Origin of the sequence: Modicisalibacter sp. MOD 31.J (assembly GCF_020147985.1) — a bacterium.
In the GTDB taxonomy this organism is placed as follows: domain Bacteria; phylum Pseudomonadota; class Gammaproteobacteria; order Pseudomonadales; family Halomonadaceae; genus Modicisalibacter; species Modicisalibacter coralii.
On the sequence record NZ_JAGXFF010000003.1, the window covers coordinates 676,535 to 692,799 of the forward strand.

A 16,265-nucleotide genomic window follows, 5' to 3' on the forward strand; every position below is an offset into this window, starting at 1 on the left:
GAATTTTCACTGGGATTTCATGGGGTTGTCAGATGGCGTGCGAAACGGTTGCGCCATTTTGGCACGGTGTCTGCATTTGGTTTGCCAGAACGGCACGTCATAGGCAATCCTTGGTCGGCGTGCTAAAACGACGCTGGACACGCAAGCTATCGATTCGAGCCCGAAATGCTCATTTGTGGAGGACATCATGTCTGAGAAGACACTCGCCCTGATCGAAGAACACGACGTCAAGTGGGTTGACCTGCGCTTCACCGATACCAAGGGCAAGGAGCAGCACGTAACGATTCCGGCCAGCGCTATCGACGACGAGTTCTTCGAGGACGGCCAGATGTTCGATGGTTCCTCCATCGAAGGCTGGAAGGGCATCAACGAATCCGACATGATCCTGCGCCCGGAGGACGGCACCGGCTTCCTCGACCCGTTCACCGAAGACGCGACCCTGGTGCTGCGCTGCGACATCATCGAGCCGGCCACCATGCAGGGTTACGAGCGTGACCCGCGCTCCATCGCCAAGCGTGCCGAGGCCTACCTGAACTCCACCGGCCTGGGCGACACCGCCTTCTTCGGTCCGGAGCCCGAGTTCTTCATCTTCGACGAGGTCCACTGGCGTGCCGACATCGACGGCGCCATGTACAAGATCACCTCCGAAGAAGGCGCCTGGGCGACCTCGGCCACCAACGTCGAAGGCGGCAACCTGGGCCACCGTCCGCGCGTCAAGGGCGGTTACTTCCCGGTCCCGCCGGTGGACAGCTTCCATGATATCCGCAGCGCGATGTGCAACACCCTGGAAGCGATCGGCCAGGCGGTGGAAGTGCATCACCACGAAGTGGCCAACGCCGGCCAGAACGAGATCGGCGTCAAGTTCAACACCCTGGTCAAGAAGGCCGACGAGGTCCAGCAGCTCAAGTACGTGGTGCACAACGTCGCCCACGCCTACGGCAAGACCGCGACCTTCATGCCCAAGCCGCTGGTCGGCGACAACGGGTCCGGCATGCACGTGCACTCTTCCTTCTGGAAGGATGGCGAGAACCAGTTCGCCGGCGACGGCTATGCCGGTCTGTCCGAGACCGCCCTCTACTACATCGGCGGTATCATCAAGCACGCGCGTGCCCTGAACGCCTTCACCAACGCTTCGACCAACTCCTACAAGCGTCTGGTACCGGGCTTCGAGGCGCCGGTCATGCTGGCCTACTCGGCGCGCAACCGTTCCGCGTCGATCCGCATCCCGTACACGTCCAGCCCGAAAGGCAAGCGCGTCGAGTGCCGCTTCCCCGACCCGACCGCCAACCCCTACCTGGCGTTCGCGGCCATCCTGATGGCGGGCATCGACGGCATCAAGAACAAGATCCATCCGGGCGACGCGATGGACAAGAACCTCTACGACCTGCCGCCGGAAGAGGGCAAGAAGGTGCCGACCGTGGCCAACAGCCTCGATCAGGCCCTGGAAGCCCTGAACGACGACCGTGCCTTCCTCACCGAAGGCGGCGTGTTCACCGACGACATGATCGATGCCTACATCGAGCTGAAGGACGAGGAAGTCGAGCGCCTGCGCATGGCGACGCACCCGGTCGAATTCGACCTCTACTACAGCTGCTGAGGGCCTCGGCCGGCCCGCGATGGTCTATCGTGGGTCGTGCCGGTCGTCTTCCGCCGGCTTGCTCGCAAGCCGCACCGAAGGGGCTCGCCACGGCGGGCCCCTTTTGCGTTTTGCGTTACACTGCCGGAGGATCGCCGTCCGGCGCCGGTACGGGCGGGACAATGAGCAGAGAGGGCAGGGACGATGATGCGGCGTCTACTCGCGGTGGGCTTGGTGATGGGGCTGGCATGGAGCATGGCCCAGGCGGCGACGGTCTATCGCACGACCGATGCCCAGGGCAACGTGGTCTTCACCGACCGGCCGGTGGACGACGCCCAGCGCGTCGACCTGGCGCCGCTGACCGTTGTGCCCTCGGCCAGTCCGTCGTCGACGCCGTCGGCGGCCCCGAGCCGCGAGACGTCGTCGTCGAGGCGAGCCATCGGTCAGCCGTTCATGCCCTATACCACCTTTCGCATCGCCTCGCCGCCGGACGGCAAGACCCTGCCCACCGGCGCCGCCGGCAACGTCCAGGTGATGCTCGATATCGAGCCCGACCTGCGCCCGGACCACAAGGTCCGCCTGCTCGTCGACGGCAACGTCAGCCAGTCGGCCCTGCATACCAGTGCCTTCATGCTCACCAACCTGGATCGCGGCGAACACACCCTGCGCGCCGAACTGCTCGATGGCGACGGCAAGGTGCGTCATCGCAGTGCGCCGGTGACACTCTACGTCCAGCGTGCCAGCGTTAATCTGCCCGCCAACCCCAACAACCCCGCCAACTGAGAGGGTGTTTACAAAATGCCTGCGCTCGACAATACGGCGTTAAAATCGGCCTAAAAATGCTCATTTAGCCCTTGTAAACTCCGCTTTTTCGGCCGATTTCGCCTTGTCTTGCCTTCGCTCGCCGACTTTGTAAACACCCTCTGAGGCGACCGCGCCGGCCGGAAAAGGGTTCCGGCATGGCGCGTCGTGCCATCTTCGCCGTCTCGTGCTGCACCGCCGCAACGCCGCCGGGTGCCGACGACGCCTGCCCGGGCGTGCCATTCTGGCGCGGCAGGGTTCGACCTGATGCACCATAATGGTGCGTAACGGCGCGCGGCGGCGGCGCGGATCTCGCGTCGTTACGGTCTTTCGCAGAGTGGCGCGCTTTTTGCAAATCGACAGCTAACGAGTCCCGGAATGTCGGAACGAGCCATGTATCAACGCCTGCTGGAGAATCTCACCACCGCGGTCGTCCTGCTCGACGACGCGTTGCGCGTGCGCTGGTTGAACCCCGCGGCGGAGGCGCTGCTGGCGGTCAGCCAGGGCCGCGTCCAGGGCCTGCGGCTGGAATGCCTGGAGGGCGAGGGCGGCGCCGTGGCCGAGGTGCTGGCCAAGGCGCTCGAGGAGTATCACCCCTTCACCCAGCGCGAGGCGGTCCTGCTGCTGGTCGGCGGTGAATCGATCACCGTCGACTTCACGGTGACGCCGCTCGCCGAGGACGAGCTGCTGCTGGAGATCGAGCCCCGCGACCGGCTGATGCGCATCTCCCGCGAGGAGGCGCTGATCAGTCGCCAGGAGACCATCAAGGTGCTCTCCCGGGGGCTGGCCCACGAGATCAAGAACCCGCTGGGCGGCATCCGCGGTGCCGCGCAACTGCTCGAGCGCGATCTGCCCGACCCGCAGCTCGCCGAGTTCACCCGGGTGATCGTCGAGGAGGCCGACCGGCTGCGCGATCTGGTCGATCGCATGCTTGGCCCCAACCACATGGTCCGCCACGAGCCGCTCAACATCCACAAGGTCCTCGAGCGGGTGCGTGCCTTGCTCGAGGCCGAGCATTCGCGGGTCGACTACGTGCGCGACTACGACCCCAGCCTGCCCGATCTCAACGGCGACGAGTCGCAGTTGATCCAGGCGGTACTCAACGTCGCGCGCAACGCCGTGCAGGCCATGGAGGAGAGCGGCGTCGCCCGGCCCCGGCTGACGTTGCGCACCCGTGCGCGGCGCCAGTTCACCCTGGGGGCGGAGCGCCACCGGCTGGTCTGCGAGGTGGCGATCATCGACAACGGCCCGGGGATCCCCGCGACGTTGCGCGAGACGCTGTTCTACCCGATGGTCTCGGGGCGCGCCGAAGGTAGCGGGCTGGGGCTGTCGATCGCCCAGTCGATCCTCCACCAGCACCAGGGCCTGATCGAGTGCGACTCGCAGCCCGGCTGTACCGAATTCCGCCTGCTGATTCCGCTGGAGGCGAACTGATGGCAGCGGCAGGCACACGCAGCGCCGGACGCGCTGATCTTGCGACATTCGCCGGAGGCGAACCTATGCTACCCGCTGGAGGGCTTTATGACTGACGTCGCTCGTATCGTGATCGTCGACGACGACCGTGCCATACGATGGGTGCTGGAGCGCGCCCTCGCCCAGCCGGACCTGGAAGTGACCAGTTTCGATCGCGCCGACACCGCGCTCGAGAGCCTGTTGCGCCACCCGCCGGACGTGCTGCTCACCGACATCCGCATGCCGGGGCTGGACGGCCTCGATCTGATGGCGAGGCTCCGCGAGAGCCACCCCGACCTGCCGGTGATCGTGATGACCGCGCATTCCGACCTGGACAGTGCGGTGGCGTCCTATCAGGGCGGGGCCTTCGAATACCTGCCCAAGCCGTTCGACGTCGACGAGGCACTGGCCCTGGTACGCCGTGCGGTGGCCCATGCCCGCGAACGTCAGTCGCCGGCGGCGGTGCCCGAGGGCCTGACCACCGAGATCATCGGCGAGGCGCCGGCGATGCAGGAGGTGTTTCGCGCCATCGGCCGGCTCTCGCAGTCGCACATCACCGTGTTGATCAACGGCGAGTCCGGGACCGGCAAGGAGCGGGTCGCCCAGGCACTGCATCAGCACAGCCCGCGCCGCTCGCACCCGTTCATCGCCCTGAACATGGCGGCGATCCCCAAGGACCTGATGGAGTCCGAGCTGTTCGGCCACGAGAAGGGCGCCTTCACCGGCGCCACCGCGCAGCGTCGCGGGCGCTTCGAACAGGCCGACGGCGGCACGCTGTTCCTCGACGAGATCGGCGACATGCCGCCCGACACCCAGACCCGTCTGCTGCGCGTGCTGGCCGACGGCGAGTTCTATCGAGTCGGCGGTCATACGCCGGTCAAGGTCGACGTGCGCATCATCGCCGCCACCCACCAGAACCTCGAGCGGCTGGTCGAGGACGGGCGCTTCCGCGAGGATCTGTTCCACCGCCTCAACGTGATTCGCGTCCACCTGCCCAAGCTCGCCGAGCGCCGCGAGGACATCCCGCGGCTGGCCCAGCACTTTCTCGCCGAGGCCGCCAAGGAGCTTTCCACCGATCCCAAGGTGCTGACCAAGGACGCCGAGCAGCACCTCACCAAGCTGCCCTGGCCGGGCAACGTGCGCCAGCTCGAGAACACCTGTCGCTGGCTGACGGTGATGGCCTCGGGCCGCGAGGTGCTGGTCGACGACCTGCCACCGGAGCTGCGCGACGTCGAGGGCACCGAGGCGGCCAGCGGCGACTGGCGCAGCGCCTTCCGTGAATGGGCCGACCGGGCGCTGGCCGCCGGGCACACCCATCTGCTCGAAGAGGCGGTGCCGGATTTCGAGCGCATCCTCATCGAGACCGCCCTCAAGCACACCGGCGGGCGCAAGGGCGAGGCCGCCGAGCTGCTGGGCTGGGGGCGCAATACATTGACCCGCAAGGTGAAGGTATTGCTGCCGGCACTGGCCGAGGAGTGACCGGCGAGATGGCGGTCTGTATCGAGGCAGTCGAGTCGCTGGGCTGGGGGCGCAACACCGGCTCTTCACAAGGGCCTGCAAGGTGAAAGTGCTGCTGCCGGCACTGGCCGAGGAGTGACTGGCGGGGCTCGCGCGAGCCCCGTGGGAGACCCCGGCGGCAGGGTTGTTCTCCGGGCTCGCGGCGTATGGGGCGACCAAAGTCGTGCTTTTGTGACCTGACCCGACAGGGGTAGGCTCGTGTAACCCATTGAAACCGGTTCGACGAGGCGCCCCTGTCATGGATCAGCACCAGCCGATGCCCGCCCGGGTGCATGTCACCGAGGTGGGGCTGCGCGACGGTCTGCAGAACGAAGCGACACGGTTGAGTACCGACGACAAGGTCGCCCTGGTGCGAGCGCTGGTGGCCGCCGGGGTGCGCGAGTTCGAGCTGACCTCCTTCGTCAGCCCGCGGGCGGTGCCCGCCCTGGCCGATGCGGCGCAACTGGTGGCGGCGCTGGCCGACATCCCGGACGTGCACTGGTCGGCGCTGGTGCCCAACGTGCGCGGCGCCGAACGCGCGCTGGAAGCCGGCATCGACTCGGTGGTGCTGTTCGTCTCGGCCTCGCCGACCCACAACGCCAAGAACGTCAACCGCGACATCGCCACCTCGCTGGCGGGCTTCACGGAGATCGCGCGGCTGCTCGACGGCAGCGGCGTCGAACTGCGCGGCGCCATCGCCACGGCCTTCGGCTGCCCCTTCGAGGGCGATGTCGACGTCGGCGCGGTCGGCGACATCGCCCGTGCCTTCGCCGATCTCGGCGCACGTCACGTGTCGCTGGGCGACACCACCGGCATGGCGACGCCGCCGCTGGTCGGCGAGCGCATCCGCCATCTGCGCGAGGTGGCGCCCTCCCTGTCGCCGACGCTGCACTTCCACAACACCCGCGGTATCGGCCTGGCCAACGTGATGCAGGGCCTGGCGCTCGGCGTCACCCGCTACGAGAGTTCCATCGGCGGGCTGGGCGGGTGTCCCTTCGCCCCCGGGGCCACCGGCAACATCGCCAGCGAGGACCTGGTCTACCTGCTCACCGAGATGGGCATCGACACCGGCATCGACCTGACGACGCTGATCGAGGCCGGTCGACTGGCCTCGCGCCTGATGGGCCGACCACTGCCCGCGCAGGTTTCCAAGGCCGGGCCGCGGCTGGCGCTCAGCGACGGCGACGCCGTCGCCACGGCCCGGGGGTGAGCATGGCGCCACTCTCCCTGCCGACCGCCGGCTCCCTCGAGGGCATTCGCGTCATCGACCTCACGCGGGTGATCTCCGGCCCCTTCTGCACCCAGATGCTCGGCGATCACGGCGCCGACGTGATCAAGGTCGAGCCGCCGCGTCGTGGTGACGTGGTGCGCTCCCAGGGCAACAGGGTCAAGGGCTTCAGCTGGTACTTCGCCCAGTTCAATCGCAACAAGCGCTCCCTGACCCTGGACCTGCGCAGCGAGAGCGGCAAGGCGGTCCTGTGGCGGCTGCTCGAGGACGCCGACGTGCTGGTCGAGAACTTCCGCCCCGGGGTGCTGGCCAGGATGGGCCTGGACGATGCCACGTTGCGCGAGCGCTTTCCGCGGCTGGTGGTGGGGCGGATCAATGGCTTCGGCTCCGAGGGGCCCTATCGCGACCGCCCGGCCTACGACTTCATCGCCCAGGCGATGAGCGGCTTCATGAGCGTCAACGGCCCGGCCGACGGCGAGCCCATGCGTGCCGCGCCGCCGCTCAGCGACATGGTCGCCAGCCAGAACCTGGCCTTCGGCATCTGCGCCGCGCTGGTGCGTCGCGAGCGCACCGGCCAGGGCGACATCGTCGAGACCGCCCTGACCAACGGCCTGATCAGCATGATGGGCTATCTCGCCGCGGAATATTTCGCCACCGACCGGGTGCCGGCGCGGACCGGCAACGACCACCCCATGGTCTATCCCTACGGCCTGTTCAAGGCCAGCGACGGCGACGTGGCGATCGCGCCCAGCAACGACGCCATGGTCGAGCGTCTGCTGCGCGCCCTGGACTGCCTCGAGCTGCTCGATGAACCGCGCTTCGCCGACAATGCCCAGCGCATGCTCCACCGCGAGGCGTTGCGCGAACGTCTCAACGCCGTGATCGGCACGCGCCGCGTGGCCGAGTGGATCGAGCATCTCAACGAGGCCGGCGTGCCCTGCGGGCGCGTCCACAGCCTGCGCGAGACCTTCGACGATCCCCAGGTCCAGGCCCAGCAGATGCGCCTGGATCTCGACCAGGGTGAACACGGCCGGGTCCCCACCACCGGCTTTCCGGTGAAGATGAGCGAGGCGCCGGCGGCGGTCTACCGGCCGGTGCCGGCCCTGGGCGAGCACACCCGCGAGATCCTGACCCAACTGGGTCTCGACGAGAGCGAACTGCAACGGCTTCACGACGAGGGCGCGATCTGACCCTCACCGGAATGACGACGAGACGAACCGACACAAGGAACAACAATCATGGCCATCTCTCCACGCACGCTCGCCTTGCGCCCCCTGCAGACCCTCGCCGCGACGCTGTTGCTGGGCGCGGGCCTGGCCGTCAGCACCCCGAGTCAGGCATTGCCGATCAGCGAGTGCCTGGCGCCGGCCGACCCGGGTGGCGGCTGGGATTTCACCTGCCGCAGCGTGGGCAAGCTGCTCTACGATCTCGAACTGGTCGACAGCCCCGTCCAGGTGGTCAACATGCCCGGCGGCGTGGGCGCCGTGGCGTTCTCCAACGTGGCCGGCAAGCGCGCCGATGACAGCGACCTGATCGTGGCCACCAGCACCGTGGGGATCACCCAGATCGCCCAGGGTCGCTATCCGGGCGGCGTCGACACCATGCGCTGGCTGGCCATGCTGGGCACCGACGTGGGGGTGATCCTGGTCGACGACGACAGCCCCTATCAGAGCCTCGACGATCTGCTGAACGCGCTGGTCGAGGATCCCTCGTCGGTGGTGCTGTCGGGGTCCAGCGGGGCCGGTGGCTGGGATCACATACGCGCGCTGATGCTGGCCAAGGCCGCGGGCCTGGCCAGCGACCAGACCGGCAAGGTGCGCTGGGTGCAGTTCGACGGCGGCGGCCCCGCCGTGACCCAGATGATGGGCGGCCACGTGGACGTCGTGTCCACCGACCTGGGCGAGATCGCGGGCTTCATCAAGTCGGGGGACGTCCGCGTGCTGGCGGTGCTCGCCGACGAGCCGCTGGCGCCGCCCTTCGACGACCTGCCCACCGCGGTCTCCCAGGGCTATGACGTGACCGGCTACAACTGGCGCGGTTTCTATACCGGTGGCGAGGTCTCGGATGCCGACTACCAGGCGATGGTCGACACCCTGAAGACCCTCTACGACTCGCCGGCGTGGAAACAGGTCGCCGAGCGCAACGGCCTGGTGCCCCTGTGGCGTGGCGGTGACGCGTTCGACACCTTCGTCCGCGATACCGCCGACCAGGTCGAGAGCATTTCCCGGGAGATCGGGGTCATCCAGTGACGGCAGACGAACCCGGCGACGCGCCGCGTCCGGCGGCCCTCGGCGACCGTCTCGCCGGGGCCGTGCTGCTCCTGCTGGCGGTGGTGGCCTGGTGGCACGCCCAGACCTTCGTTTCCGGCTTTCGCCAGCCGGTGGGGCCGGATCTGTTTCCGCGTCTGGTCTGCGTACCGCTGGGCGTGCTGGCGCTCTACCTGATCTGCCGGCCCGGCCTCAACCAGCGCTGGCCCGGGGGGGCAGCGCTGCTGCGCCAGGCCGGGCTGCTGGTGGTGCTGGGCGGCTATGCCGCCTTCCTCGAACCCTGGGGGTTCCTGCCGGCGACGCTGGTCTGCAGCGTGCTGCTGATTCGCCTGTTCGATGCCGCCTGGCGCCAGGCGCTGGTCAGTGGCGCGGCACTGACGGCGATCCTCTATCTATTGTTCGAGTACGCGCTGGGCATTCCGCTGCCCGCCATCCCCGGCCTGGGTTTCTGAGGGGCATCGCATGGATATCCTCGGCTTTCTCCTGCACGGCTTCGCGGTGGCCACCGAGCCCCAGAATCTGCTCCTGGCGTTGATCGGCTGTGCCGTGGGGACCCTGATCGGAGCCCTGCCGGGGCTGGGGCCGGTCAACGGCGTGGCGCTGCTGATTCCGCTGGCCTTCAACTTCGGCCTGTCGCCCACCGCCGCGTTGATCCTGCTGGTCAGCGTCTATTACGGCACCATGTACGGTGGGCGCATCAGTTCGATCGTCCTCAACATCCCCGGCGACGAGCCGGCGATGATGACCACCCTCGACGGCTATCCGATGGCGCTCGCGGGGCGCGGCGGTGAGGCCCTGGGGCTGTCCGCGGTGGCCTCGTTCGTCGGCGCGACGGTGGCGACCATCGGCCTGACGCTGTTCGCGCCCTTGCTGGTGGGCTTCGCCATTCGCTTCGGCCCCGCCGAGTACTTCGCGCTGTTCGTGCTGGCGTTCGCCACCATCGGCGGGGTGACCAGCGGCAGCTTCACCAAGAGCTTCGTCGCCGCCTGTCTGGGCCTGCTGCTGGGCACGGTGGGGCTCGACCCGGCGAGCGGCGTGTCGCGCTATACCTTCGGATTGTACGAGCTGTACGACGGCATCGATTTCATCGCCGCCCTGGTGGGGCTGTTCGCCATCTCGGAGTGCCTGCTATTCCTCGAGGACCGCCGCCAGGCAACCGGCGCCAGCCGGGAGCTGGGCTCGGCGATCCCCGGCATGCGCAGCGCCGGACGCTGCGCGCCGACCATCGCCCGTGGTTCGCTGATCGGCTTCATCGCCGGGGTGCTGCCCGGGGCCGGCGCCTCGCTGGGCAGCTTTCTCTCCTACACGCTGGAGAAGCGCTGGCTGGGGCGCAAGGGCGACTTCGGCAACGGCGACCCGCGCGGCGTGGCGGCCCCCGAGGCGGGCAACAACGCCGCCGCCGGCGGTGCGCTGATTCCCATGCTGTCGCTGGGCATCCCGGGCAGCGGCACGACGGCCATCCTGCTGGCGCTGCTGCTGTCGATGAACATCACTCCAGGGCCGCTGCTGTTCGAGCAGCAGCCCGACATGGTGTGGGGGCTGGTGGCGGCGCTGTTCATCGGTAACATCATGCTGCTGGTGCTCAACGTGCCGCTGGTGGGGCTGTTCGCCCGGGTGCTGCGCGCCCCCACCTGGCTGTTGATGCCGGTGGTGATCCTGGTGGCGTTCGTCGGCGTCTACTCGCTCAACAACAGCGCCTTCGATCTCTGCGTCATGCTGGCCTTCGGGGTGCTGGGCTATGCGCTGCGCAAGCTGGAGATCCCGTCGGTGCCGGTGGTCCTGGGGCTGCTGCTGGGCGGCGAGATGGAGTTCAACCTGCGCCGGGCCATGTCCATCTCGGGCGGCGACTGGAGCATCCTGGTGTCCAGCGCCATCTCGGTGGGCATCTATGCGTTCGCCGTCGCCCTGATGGTGGCCGGCCTGCTCTACGCCTGGTGGCTGAATCGAGATAGCGGGCGTCGAGCGTGGCCGGCGACGCTCCATCGGGGTGGAAAGCGGCGGCGCTAGACGCCAAGATGGGAGGATGGAGCCCGCACCGCGGGATCAGCAAGGACCACTCTCAAGGGAGGCGTGCAAGACGATGACCGATATTGCCAAGTTGCTGGGCGACGAGGCCGACAGCCTGCTCAATCACTCGTGCCGCGGATTCGACAAGGGCAGCCTGTATCTGCCGGGTCCCGACTTCGTCGATCGGGTGATGACCGACACCGATCGCAGCCCCCACGTGCTGCGCAACCTTCAGGCGATCTTCGACCACGGGCGGCTGGGCGGCACCGGTTACGTCAGCATCCTGCCGGTCGACCAGGGCATCGAGCACTCCGCCGGGGCCTCCTTCGCGCCCAACCCGCTGTATTTCGATCCCAAGAACATCGTCGAGCTGGCCATCGAGGGCGGCTGCAACTGCGTGGCCTCGACCCTCGGCGTGCTGTCGTCGGTGGCGCGGCGCTATGCCCACAAGATCCCGATGATGCTCAAGCTCAACCACAACGAGACGCTGACCTACCCGGCGGTCTACGACCAGACGCCGTTCGCCCAGGTTGAGCAGGCCCATGCCATGGGCTGCGTGGCGGTGGGGGCGACCATCTACTTCGGCTCGCCGGAGAGCCGGCGCCAGATCGAGGAGATCAGCGAGGCCTTCGAGCGTGCCCACGAACTGGGCATGGTCACCGTGCTCTGGGCCTACCTGCGCAATCCCGAGTTCAAGAAGGACGGCACCGACTATCACGTCGCCTCCGACCTGACCGGGCAGGCGATCCACCTGGCGGCCACCCTCAAGGCCGACATCGTCAAGCAGAAGCTCGCCGAGAACAACGCCGGCTACCGCAAGGTCGGCTTCGGTCACACCCACGACAAGGTCTACGACGAGCTGACCACCGATCATCCCATCGACCTGGCCCGCTATCAGGTGGCCAACTGCTACATGGGACGCATCGGCCTGATCAACTCGGGCGGCGGTTCCAAGGGCCATTCCGATCTCGGCGAGGCCGTGCGTACCGCGGTGATCAACAAGCGCGCCGGCGGCATGGGCCTGATCTCGGGCCGCAAGGCGTTCCAGAAGCCGATGAAGGAGGGCGTCGAGCTGCTCAACGCCATCCAGGACGTCTATCTGGCGAAGGACGTCACCATCGCCTGAGCCCCGCGCGGGGCGGCATTCGCCAGCCACGGCCCGGCCTCGTCGCCGGGCCGTTTGCGTTCTCGACGCGGCCGATTGTCGCCGCGCCGCCGCGCGCGACCCGCGGCGGTTATGATGGCGCTACCTCGAAAGGAGCGAAGGAGCGGCGCGAGTGACACAAGCGATGAAGGACGTGGCGATCGTCGGAGCCGGGCCGGCCGGGCTCTGCCTGGCGGTGGAACTGGCTGCGCTGGGGCTGACGGTGGCCGTGATCGACCGGGCCCCGCGGGCCGCCCTGGCCGAGCCTGCCGACGACGGTCGCGAGATCGCCCTGACCCACGCCTCGCGGCGGCGGCTCGAGGCCGCCGGTATCTGGTCGCGCATTGCCGAGGCGCATGTCGCGCCGATCCGCGCGGCGCAGCTCTACGACGGCGACGCCACGCGACCCTTGACGCTCGCGGAGGTCGATGCCACCGCGGTGCATCCGCTCGGTCAGTTCGTCGCCAACCGTCACCTGCGTCGGGCGGCCTTCGAGGCCGCCCAGGCCGACTCGCGCATCGAGTTGATCGCCGGTACCGGCGTCACGGCGCTGGAGACCGCCACAGATTCGCGGGTGCTGCTGCGCGAGGATGGCGAACGACTCGCCGCGCGGCTGGTGGTCGCCGCCGACGGCCGCTTGTCGGCGATGCGCCGTCAGGCGGGCGTGCCCGCCCAGCTCGAGGATACCGGGCGTCACGTGCTGGTATGTCGGATGGCTCACGAGCACGCGCATGATCAGGTGACCTGGTCGTGGTTCGGCTACCGGCGGGCGCTGGCGCTGCTGCCGCTGAGCGGGCGCACCTCCTCGGTGGTGATGACCGTGACGCCGGACGAGGCCGAGTGGCTCCATTCGCTGGACGCCGGGGCCTTCTCGGCGGCGGTGTCGGACTTCTACCGGCACCGCCTGGGCGCCATGCAGCGTGTCGGCGACCTGCACGGTTACCCGCTGTGGATTGGCTACGCTGAGCGGTTGCACGCCGAGCGCTTGGCGTTGATCGGCGACGCCGCCATCGGCCTGCATCCCGCCACCGCCCACGGCTTCAACGTCGGGCTGGCCAGCGTCGAGCGGCTGGTCGGGGAAATCGCCCGTGGCCAGCGCCAGGGGCGCGATATCGGCGATGCCGATGTCCTGGCGGCCTACGATCGCGCCCATCGCCAGGCGACCCGGCCGCTGTGGCTGGCGTCGCGGGCGGTGGTCGGTCTCTACAATGATACCCGGCCCCCGGCGCGCCTCATGCGCCGGGCCGCGCTGGGCCTGGCCCGGCGGGTGACACCGCTGCGCTGGGGGCTGGAACACTACCTGCTGAGTGACTCGCGTCGCGCCACATCGCCGAGACCATGATTTCGATCAAGGACTCCAGTTGGACTGAGCACCATATCTTGATTCATTTCTGACATCGTCTACCATATATGGTGTTCAGGCCGCCGAGGCCGGGCATTCTTCGAGCCTGTCGTCCCGCCACTCGTAAGGGAATGATTATCATGAGTATTACTATTTACAGCAAGCCGGATTGCATGCAGTGCCACGCCACCTATCGCGCGTTCGACAAGCAGGGCGTTGCCTATCAGGTCGTCGATATCAGCGCGGAACCCGAGGGTCGCGAGGCGGTGGAAGCGCTCGGCTATCGTCAGTTGCCGGTGGTGGTGGCGGGTCACGAGGAGCACTGGTCGGGATTCCGCCCCGAGCGGATTCGCCAGCTCGTCGGTTGAGGCGGAGGGCGTCACATGATCGATGTGGTCTATTTCTCGACCCAGTCGAACAACACGCACCGCTTCGTGCAGAAGCTCGACTGGCCGGCCTGGCGCATTCCCATCAGCCGCCGCGAGTCGTTGCAGGCCGAGCGCCCCTATGTGCTGGTGGTGCCCACCTATGGTGACGGCGACCCGCGTACCGCGGTGCCGGCCCCGGTGATCCGCTTTCTCAACGATCCCCGCAACCGTGCCTTGATCCGCGGGGTCGTCGCCGGTGGCAACACCAACTTCGGCAGCGCCTACGCCCTGGCCGGCCATGTCATCGCCCACAAGTGCGGGGTGCCGTTTCTCTACCGTTTCGAACTGATGGGCACCCCCGAGGATGTCGCCCGGGTACGCGAGTGCCTGGCCATGGAGACCGCCGATGTCGGATGAAATCGCCACCCCTGCCGCCGCCGCGAGCCCCCAGCGCGCCCAGACGCTGGACTATCACGCGCTCAACGCCATGCTCAATCTCTACGACGCGGACGGTCGGCTGCAGCTCGGCGCCGATCGCGAGGCGGCGCGCCAGTACTTCCTGCAGCACGTCAATCAGAACACGGTGTTCTTTCACACTCTGGAAGAGAAGCTCGATTATCTGGTCGAGGAGGGGTACTACGAGCGCGAGGTGCTCGACCAGTACGCCTTCGAATTCGTCAAGTCGCTGTTCGCGCGGGCCTATGCGGTGAAGTTCCGCTTCCAGAGCTTCCTCGGTGCCTTCAAGTACTACACCAGTTACACCCTCAAGACCTTCGACGGCCAGCGCTACCTGGAGCGCTTCGAGGATCGCGTGTGCATGGTCGCGCTGAGCCTGGCGCGCGGCGACGAGGCACTGGCGACGACGCTGCTCGACGAGATCATCCATGGCCGCTTCCAGCCGGCGACGCCGACCTTCCTCAACTGCGGCAAGCAACAGCGCGGCGAGCTGGTGTCGTGCTTCCTGCTGCGCATCGAGGACAACATGGAATCGATCGGCCGGGCGATCAATTCGGCGCTGCAGCTCTCCAAGCGCGGCGGCGGGGTGGCCTTCCTGCTGTCCAACGTCCGCGAGGCCGGGGCGCCGATCAAGCGCATCGCCAACCAGTCCTCGGGCATCATCCCGATCATGAAGCTGCTCGAGGACGCGTTCTCCTACGCCAATCAGCTGGGCGCGCGGCAGGGCGCCGGGGCGGTGTATCTCAACGTCCACCATCCCGACATCCTGCGCTTTTTGGATACCAAGCGCGAGAACGCCGACGAGAAGATCCGCATCAAGACGCTGTCGCTGGGCGTGGTGATCCCGGATATCACCTTCGAGCTGGCCAAGCGCAACGAGCCGATGTACCTGTTTTCGCCCTACGACGTCGAGCGGGTCTACGGGGTGCCCTTCGGCGACATCAGCGTCACCGAGAAGTACCACGAGATGGTCGACGACCCGCGCATCCGCAAGTCGAAGATCGAGGCCCGCGAACTCTTCCAGACGCTCGCCGAGCTGCAGTTCGAGTCCGGGTACCCCTACGTGTTGTTCGAGGATACCGCCAACCGCGCCAACCCGATCGCCGGGCGCATCAACATGTCGAACCTGTGCTCGGAAATCCTTCAGGTCAACTCGCCCACCGAGTACGACGAGGACCTCGGCTACCGCCACACCGGCGAGGACATCTCCTGCAACCTGGGCTCGCTGAACATCGCCCGGGTGATGGACGCGCCGGACTTCGGCGCCAGTGTCGAGACCGCGGTGCGCGCACTAAGCGCGGTCTCCGAGATGAGCGACATTCGCTCGGTGCCGTCGATCGCCGAGGCCAACGCGCGCTCCCACGCCATCGGCCTGGGGCAGATGAACCTGCACGGCTATCTGGCCCGCGAGCGTATCCACTACGGCAGCGAGGAAGGCCTGGATTTCACCAACCTCTATTTCTATACGGTGACCTTCCACGCGCTGCGTGCCTCCAACCGGCTGGCCATCGAGCGCGGCGAGCGCTTCGCCGGTTTCGAGGACTCCGCCTACGCCAGCGGCACGTACTTCGACCAGTACACCGAGCAGGCCTGGCGGCCGAGGACCGACAAGGTGCGCGCCCTGTTCGATGGCGCCGGCATCCATATCCCGACCCAGGACGACTGGCGGGAGCTCAAGGCCTCGGTGATGACCCACGGCCTGTTCAACCGCAACCTGCAGGCGGTGCCGCCGACCGGCTCGATCTCCTACATCAATCACGCCACCTCGAGCATCCATCCGGTGGTGTCGAAGATCGAGATCCGCAAGGAGGGCAAGCTGGGCCGCGTCTATTACCCGGCGCCGTATCTCGACGACGACAATCAGGACTATTACCGCGATGCCTACGAGATCGGTCCCGAGGCGATCATCGACACCTATGCCGAAGCCACCCGGCACGTCGATCAGGGGCTGTCGCTGACGCTGTTCTTCCGCGACACCGCGACCACCCGCGACATCAACAAGGCGCAGATCCACGCCTGGAAGAAGGGCATCAAGACGATCTACTACGTGCGCCTGCGCCAGGCCGCCCTGGCGGGGACCGAGGTCGAGGGTTGCGTGTCCTGCACCCTGTAACGCCCGCGCTGCGG

Annotated in this window: 14 protein-coding genes; all 14 read left to right on the forward strand. The window is 67.5% G+C overall.

Annotation, left to right across the window (positions count from 1 at the left end; all coding sequences use genetic code 11):
- Window positions 1–187: 187 nt before the first annotated feature.
- Window positions 188–1,597, forward strand: coding sequence for a glutamate--ammonia ligase (gene glnA, locus KGR00_RS13665; protein WP_224418243.1), 1,410 nt, complete (start codon window positions 188–190; stop codon window positions 1,595–1,597).
- 183 nt (window positions 1,598–1,780) lie between these two features.
- Complete coding sequence (locus KGR00_RS13670; protein WP_224424443.1) at window positions 1,781–2,359, forward strand: DUF4124 domain-containing protein; 579 nt, start codon at window positions 1,781–1,783, stop codon at window positions 2,357–2,359.
- 411 nt (window positions 2,360–2,770) lie between these two features.
- Complete coding sequence (gene glnL, locus KGR00_RS13675) at window positions 2,771–3,811, forward strand: nitrogen regulation protein NR(II) (protein WP_224419829.1); 1,041 nt, start codon at window positions 2,771–2,773, stop codon at window positions 3,809–3,811.
- Window positions 3,812–3,898: 87 nt separating this feature from the next.
- Window positions 3,899–5,308 carry a nitrogen regulation protein NR(I) gene (gene glnG, locus KGR00_RS13680; RefSeq protein ID WP_129140946.1) on the forward strand — a complete coding sequence of 470 codons (1,410 nt, stop codon included), beginning with the start codon at window positions 3,899–3,901 and terminating at the stop codon, window positions 5,306–5,308.
- Between the two features lie 277 nt (window positions 5,309–5,585).
- A complete protein-coding gene (locus KGR00_RS13685) occupies window positions 5,586–6,536 on the forward strand; it encodes a hydroxymethylglutaryl-CoA lyase (RefSeq protein ID WP_224418241.1) in 951 nt (316 codons plus the stop codon).
- 2 nt (window positions 6,537–6,538) lie between these two features.
- Window positions 6,539–7,744 carry a CoA transferase gene (locus KGR00_RS13690; protein WP_224418240.1) on the forward strand — a complete coding sequence of 402 codons (1,206 nt, stop codon included), beginning with the start codon at window positions 6,539–6,541 and terminating at the stop codon, window positions 7,742–7,744.
- A 48-nt stretch (window positions 7,745–7,792) separates the two neighbouring features.
- Window positions 7,793–8,803: a tripartite tricarboxylate transporter substrate-binding protein gene (locus KGR00_RS13695; protein WP_224418239.1), complete on the forward strand. Its 1,011-nt coding sequence runs from the start codon at window positions 7,793–7,795 to the stop codon at window positions 8,801–8,803.
- Window positions 8,800–9,273, forward strand: a complete 474-nt coding sequence (locus tag KGR00_RS13700; RefSeq protein WP_224418238.1) for a tripartite tricarboxylate transporter TctB family protein — start codon at window positions 8,800–8,802, stop codon at window positions 9,271–9,273. The genes KGR00_RS13695 and KGR00_RS13700 overlap by 4 nt, the downstream gene beginning before the upstream one ends.
- A 10-nt stretch (window positions 9,274–9,283) precedes the next feature.
- Entirely contained in the window at window positions 9,284–10,828 is a 1,545-nt protein-coding gene (locus KGR00_RS13705; RefSeq protein WP_224418237.1) for a tripartite tricarboxylate transporter permease, read from the forward strand.
- Window positions 10,829–10,901: 73 nt separating this feature from the next.
- Window positions 10,902–11,954, forward strand: a complete 1,053-nt coding sequence (locus KGR00_RS13710; RefSeq protein ID WP_129140952.1) for a class I fructose-bisphosphate aldolase — start codon at window positions 10,902–10,904, stop codon at window positions 11,952–11,954.
- 151 nt (window positions 11,955–12,105) lie between these two features.
- Window positions 12,106–13,314 (forward strand): 5-demethoxyubiquinol-8 5-hydroxylase UbiM, encoded by a 1,209-nt coding sequence (ubiM, locus tag KGR00_RS13715; protein ID WP_224418236.1) that lies wholly within the window; start codon window positions 12,106–12,108, stop codon window positions 13,312–13,314.
- 140 nt (window positions 13,315–13,454) lie between these two features.
- Window positions 13,455–13,682: a glutaredoxin-like protein NrdH gene (nrdH, locus tag KGR00_RS13720; protein WP_129140953.1), complete on the forward strand. Its 228-nt coding sequence runs from the start codon at window positions 13,455–13,457 to the stop codon at window positions 13,680–13,682.
- Between the two features lie 15 nt (window positions 13,683–13,697).
- Window positions 13,698–14,099, forward strand: coding sequence for a class Ib ribonucleoside-diphosphate reductase assembly flavoprotein NrdI (gene nrdI / locus KGR00_RS13725; protein ID WP_129140954.1), 402 nt, complete (start codon window positions 13,698–13,700; stop codon window positions 14,097–14,099).
- Window positions 14,089–16,251: a class 1b ribonucleoside-diphosphate reductase subunit alpha gene (gene nrdE, locus KGR00_RS13730; RefSeq protein WP_224418235.1), complete on the forward strand. Its 2,163-nt coding sequence runs from the start codon at window positions 14,089–14,091 to the stop codon at window positions 16,249–16,251. Before nrdI ends, nrdE begins: the two co-directional genes overlap by 11 nt.
- Window positions 16,252–16,265: the final 14 nt, after the last annotated feature.

Bases quoted from the DNA above. Each gene is read 5' to 3' on its own strand.
- KGR00_RS13705 (WP_224418237.1), top strand. From the start codon at position 9,284: ATGGATATCCTCGGCTTTCTCCTGCACGGCTTCGCGGTGGCCACCGAG.
- KGR00_RS13690 (WP_224418240.1), top strand. From the start codon at position 6,539: ATGGCGCCACTCTCCCTGCCGACCGCCGGCTCCCTCGAGGGCATTCGC.
- KGR00_RS13695 (WP_224418239.1), top strand. From the start codon at position 7,793: ATGGCCATCTCTCCACGCACGCTCGCCTTGCGCCCCCTGCAGACCCTC.
- nrdH (WP_129140953.1), top strand. From the start codon at position 13,455: ATGAGTATTACTATTTACAGCAAGCCGGATTGCATGCAGTGCCACGCC.
- nrdI (WP_129140954.1), top strand. From the start codon at position 13,698: ATGATCGATGTGGTCTATTTCTCGACCCAGTCGAACAACACGCACCGC.
- glnL (WP_224419829.1), top strand. From the start codon at position 2,771: ATGTATCAACGCCTGCTGGAGAATCTCACCACCGCGGTCGTCCTGCTC.
- KGR00_RS13670 (WP_224424443.1), top strand. From the start codon at position 1,781: ATGATGCGGCGTCTACTCGCGGTGGGCTTGGTGATGGGGCTGGCATGG.
- glnA (WP_224418243.1), top strand. From the start codon at position 188: ATGTCTGAGAAGACACTCGCCCTGATCGAAGAACACGACGTCAAGTGG.
- KGR00_RS13710 (WP_129140952.1), top strand. From the start codon at position 10,902: ATGACCGATATTGCCAAGTTGCTGGGCGACGAGGCCGACAGCCTGCTC.
- glnG (WP_129140946.1), top strand. From the start codon at position 3,899: ATGACTGACGTCGCTCGTATCGTGATCGTCGACGACGACCGTGCCATA.
- nrdE (WP_224418235.1), top strand. From the start codon at position 14,089: ATGTCGGATGAAATCGCCACCCCTGCCGCCGCCGCGAGCCCCCAGCGC.
- KGR00_RS13685 (WP_224418241.1), top strand. From the start codon at position 5,586: ATGGATCAGCACCAGCCGATGCCCGCCCGGGTGCATGTCACCGAGGTG.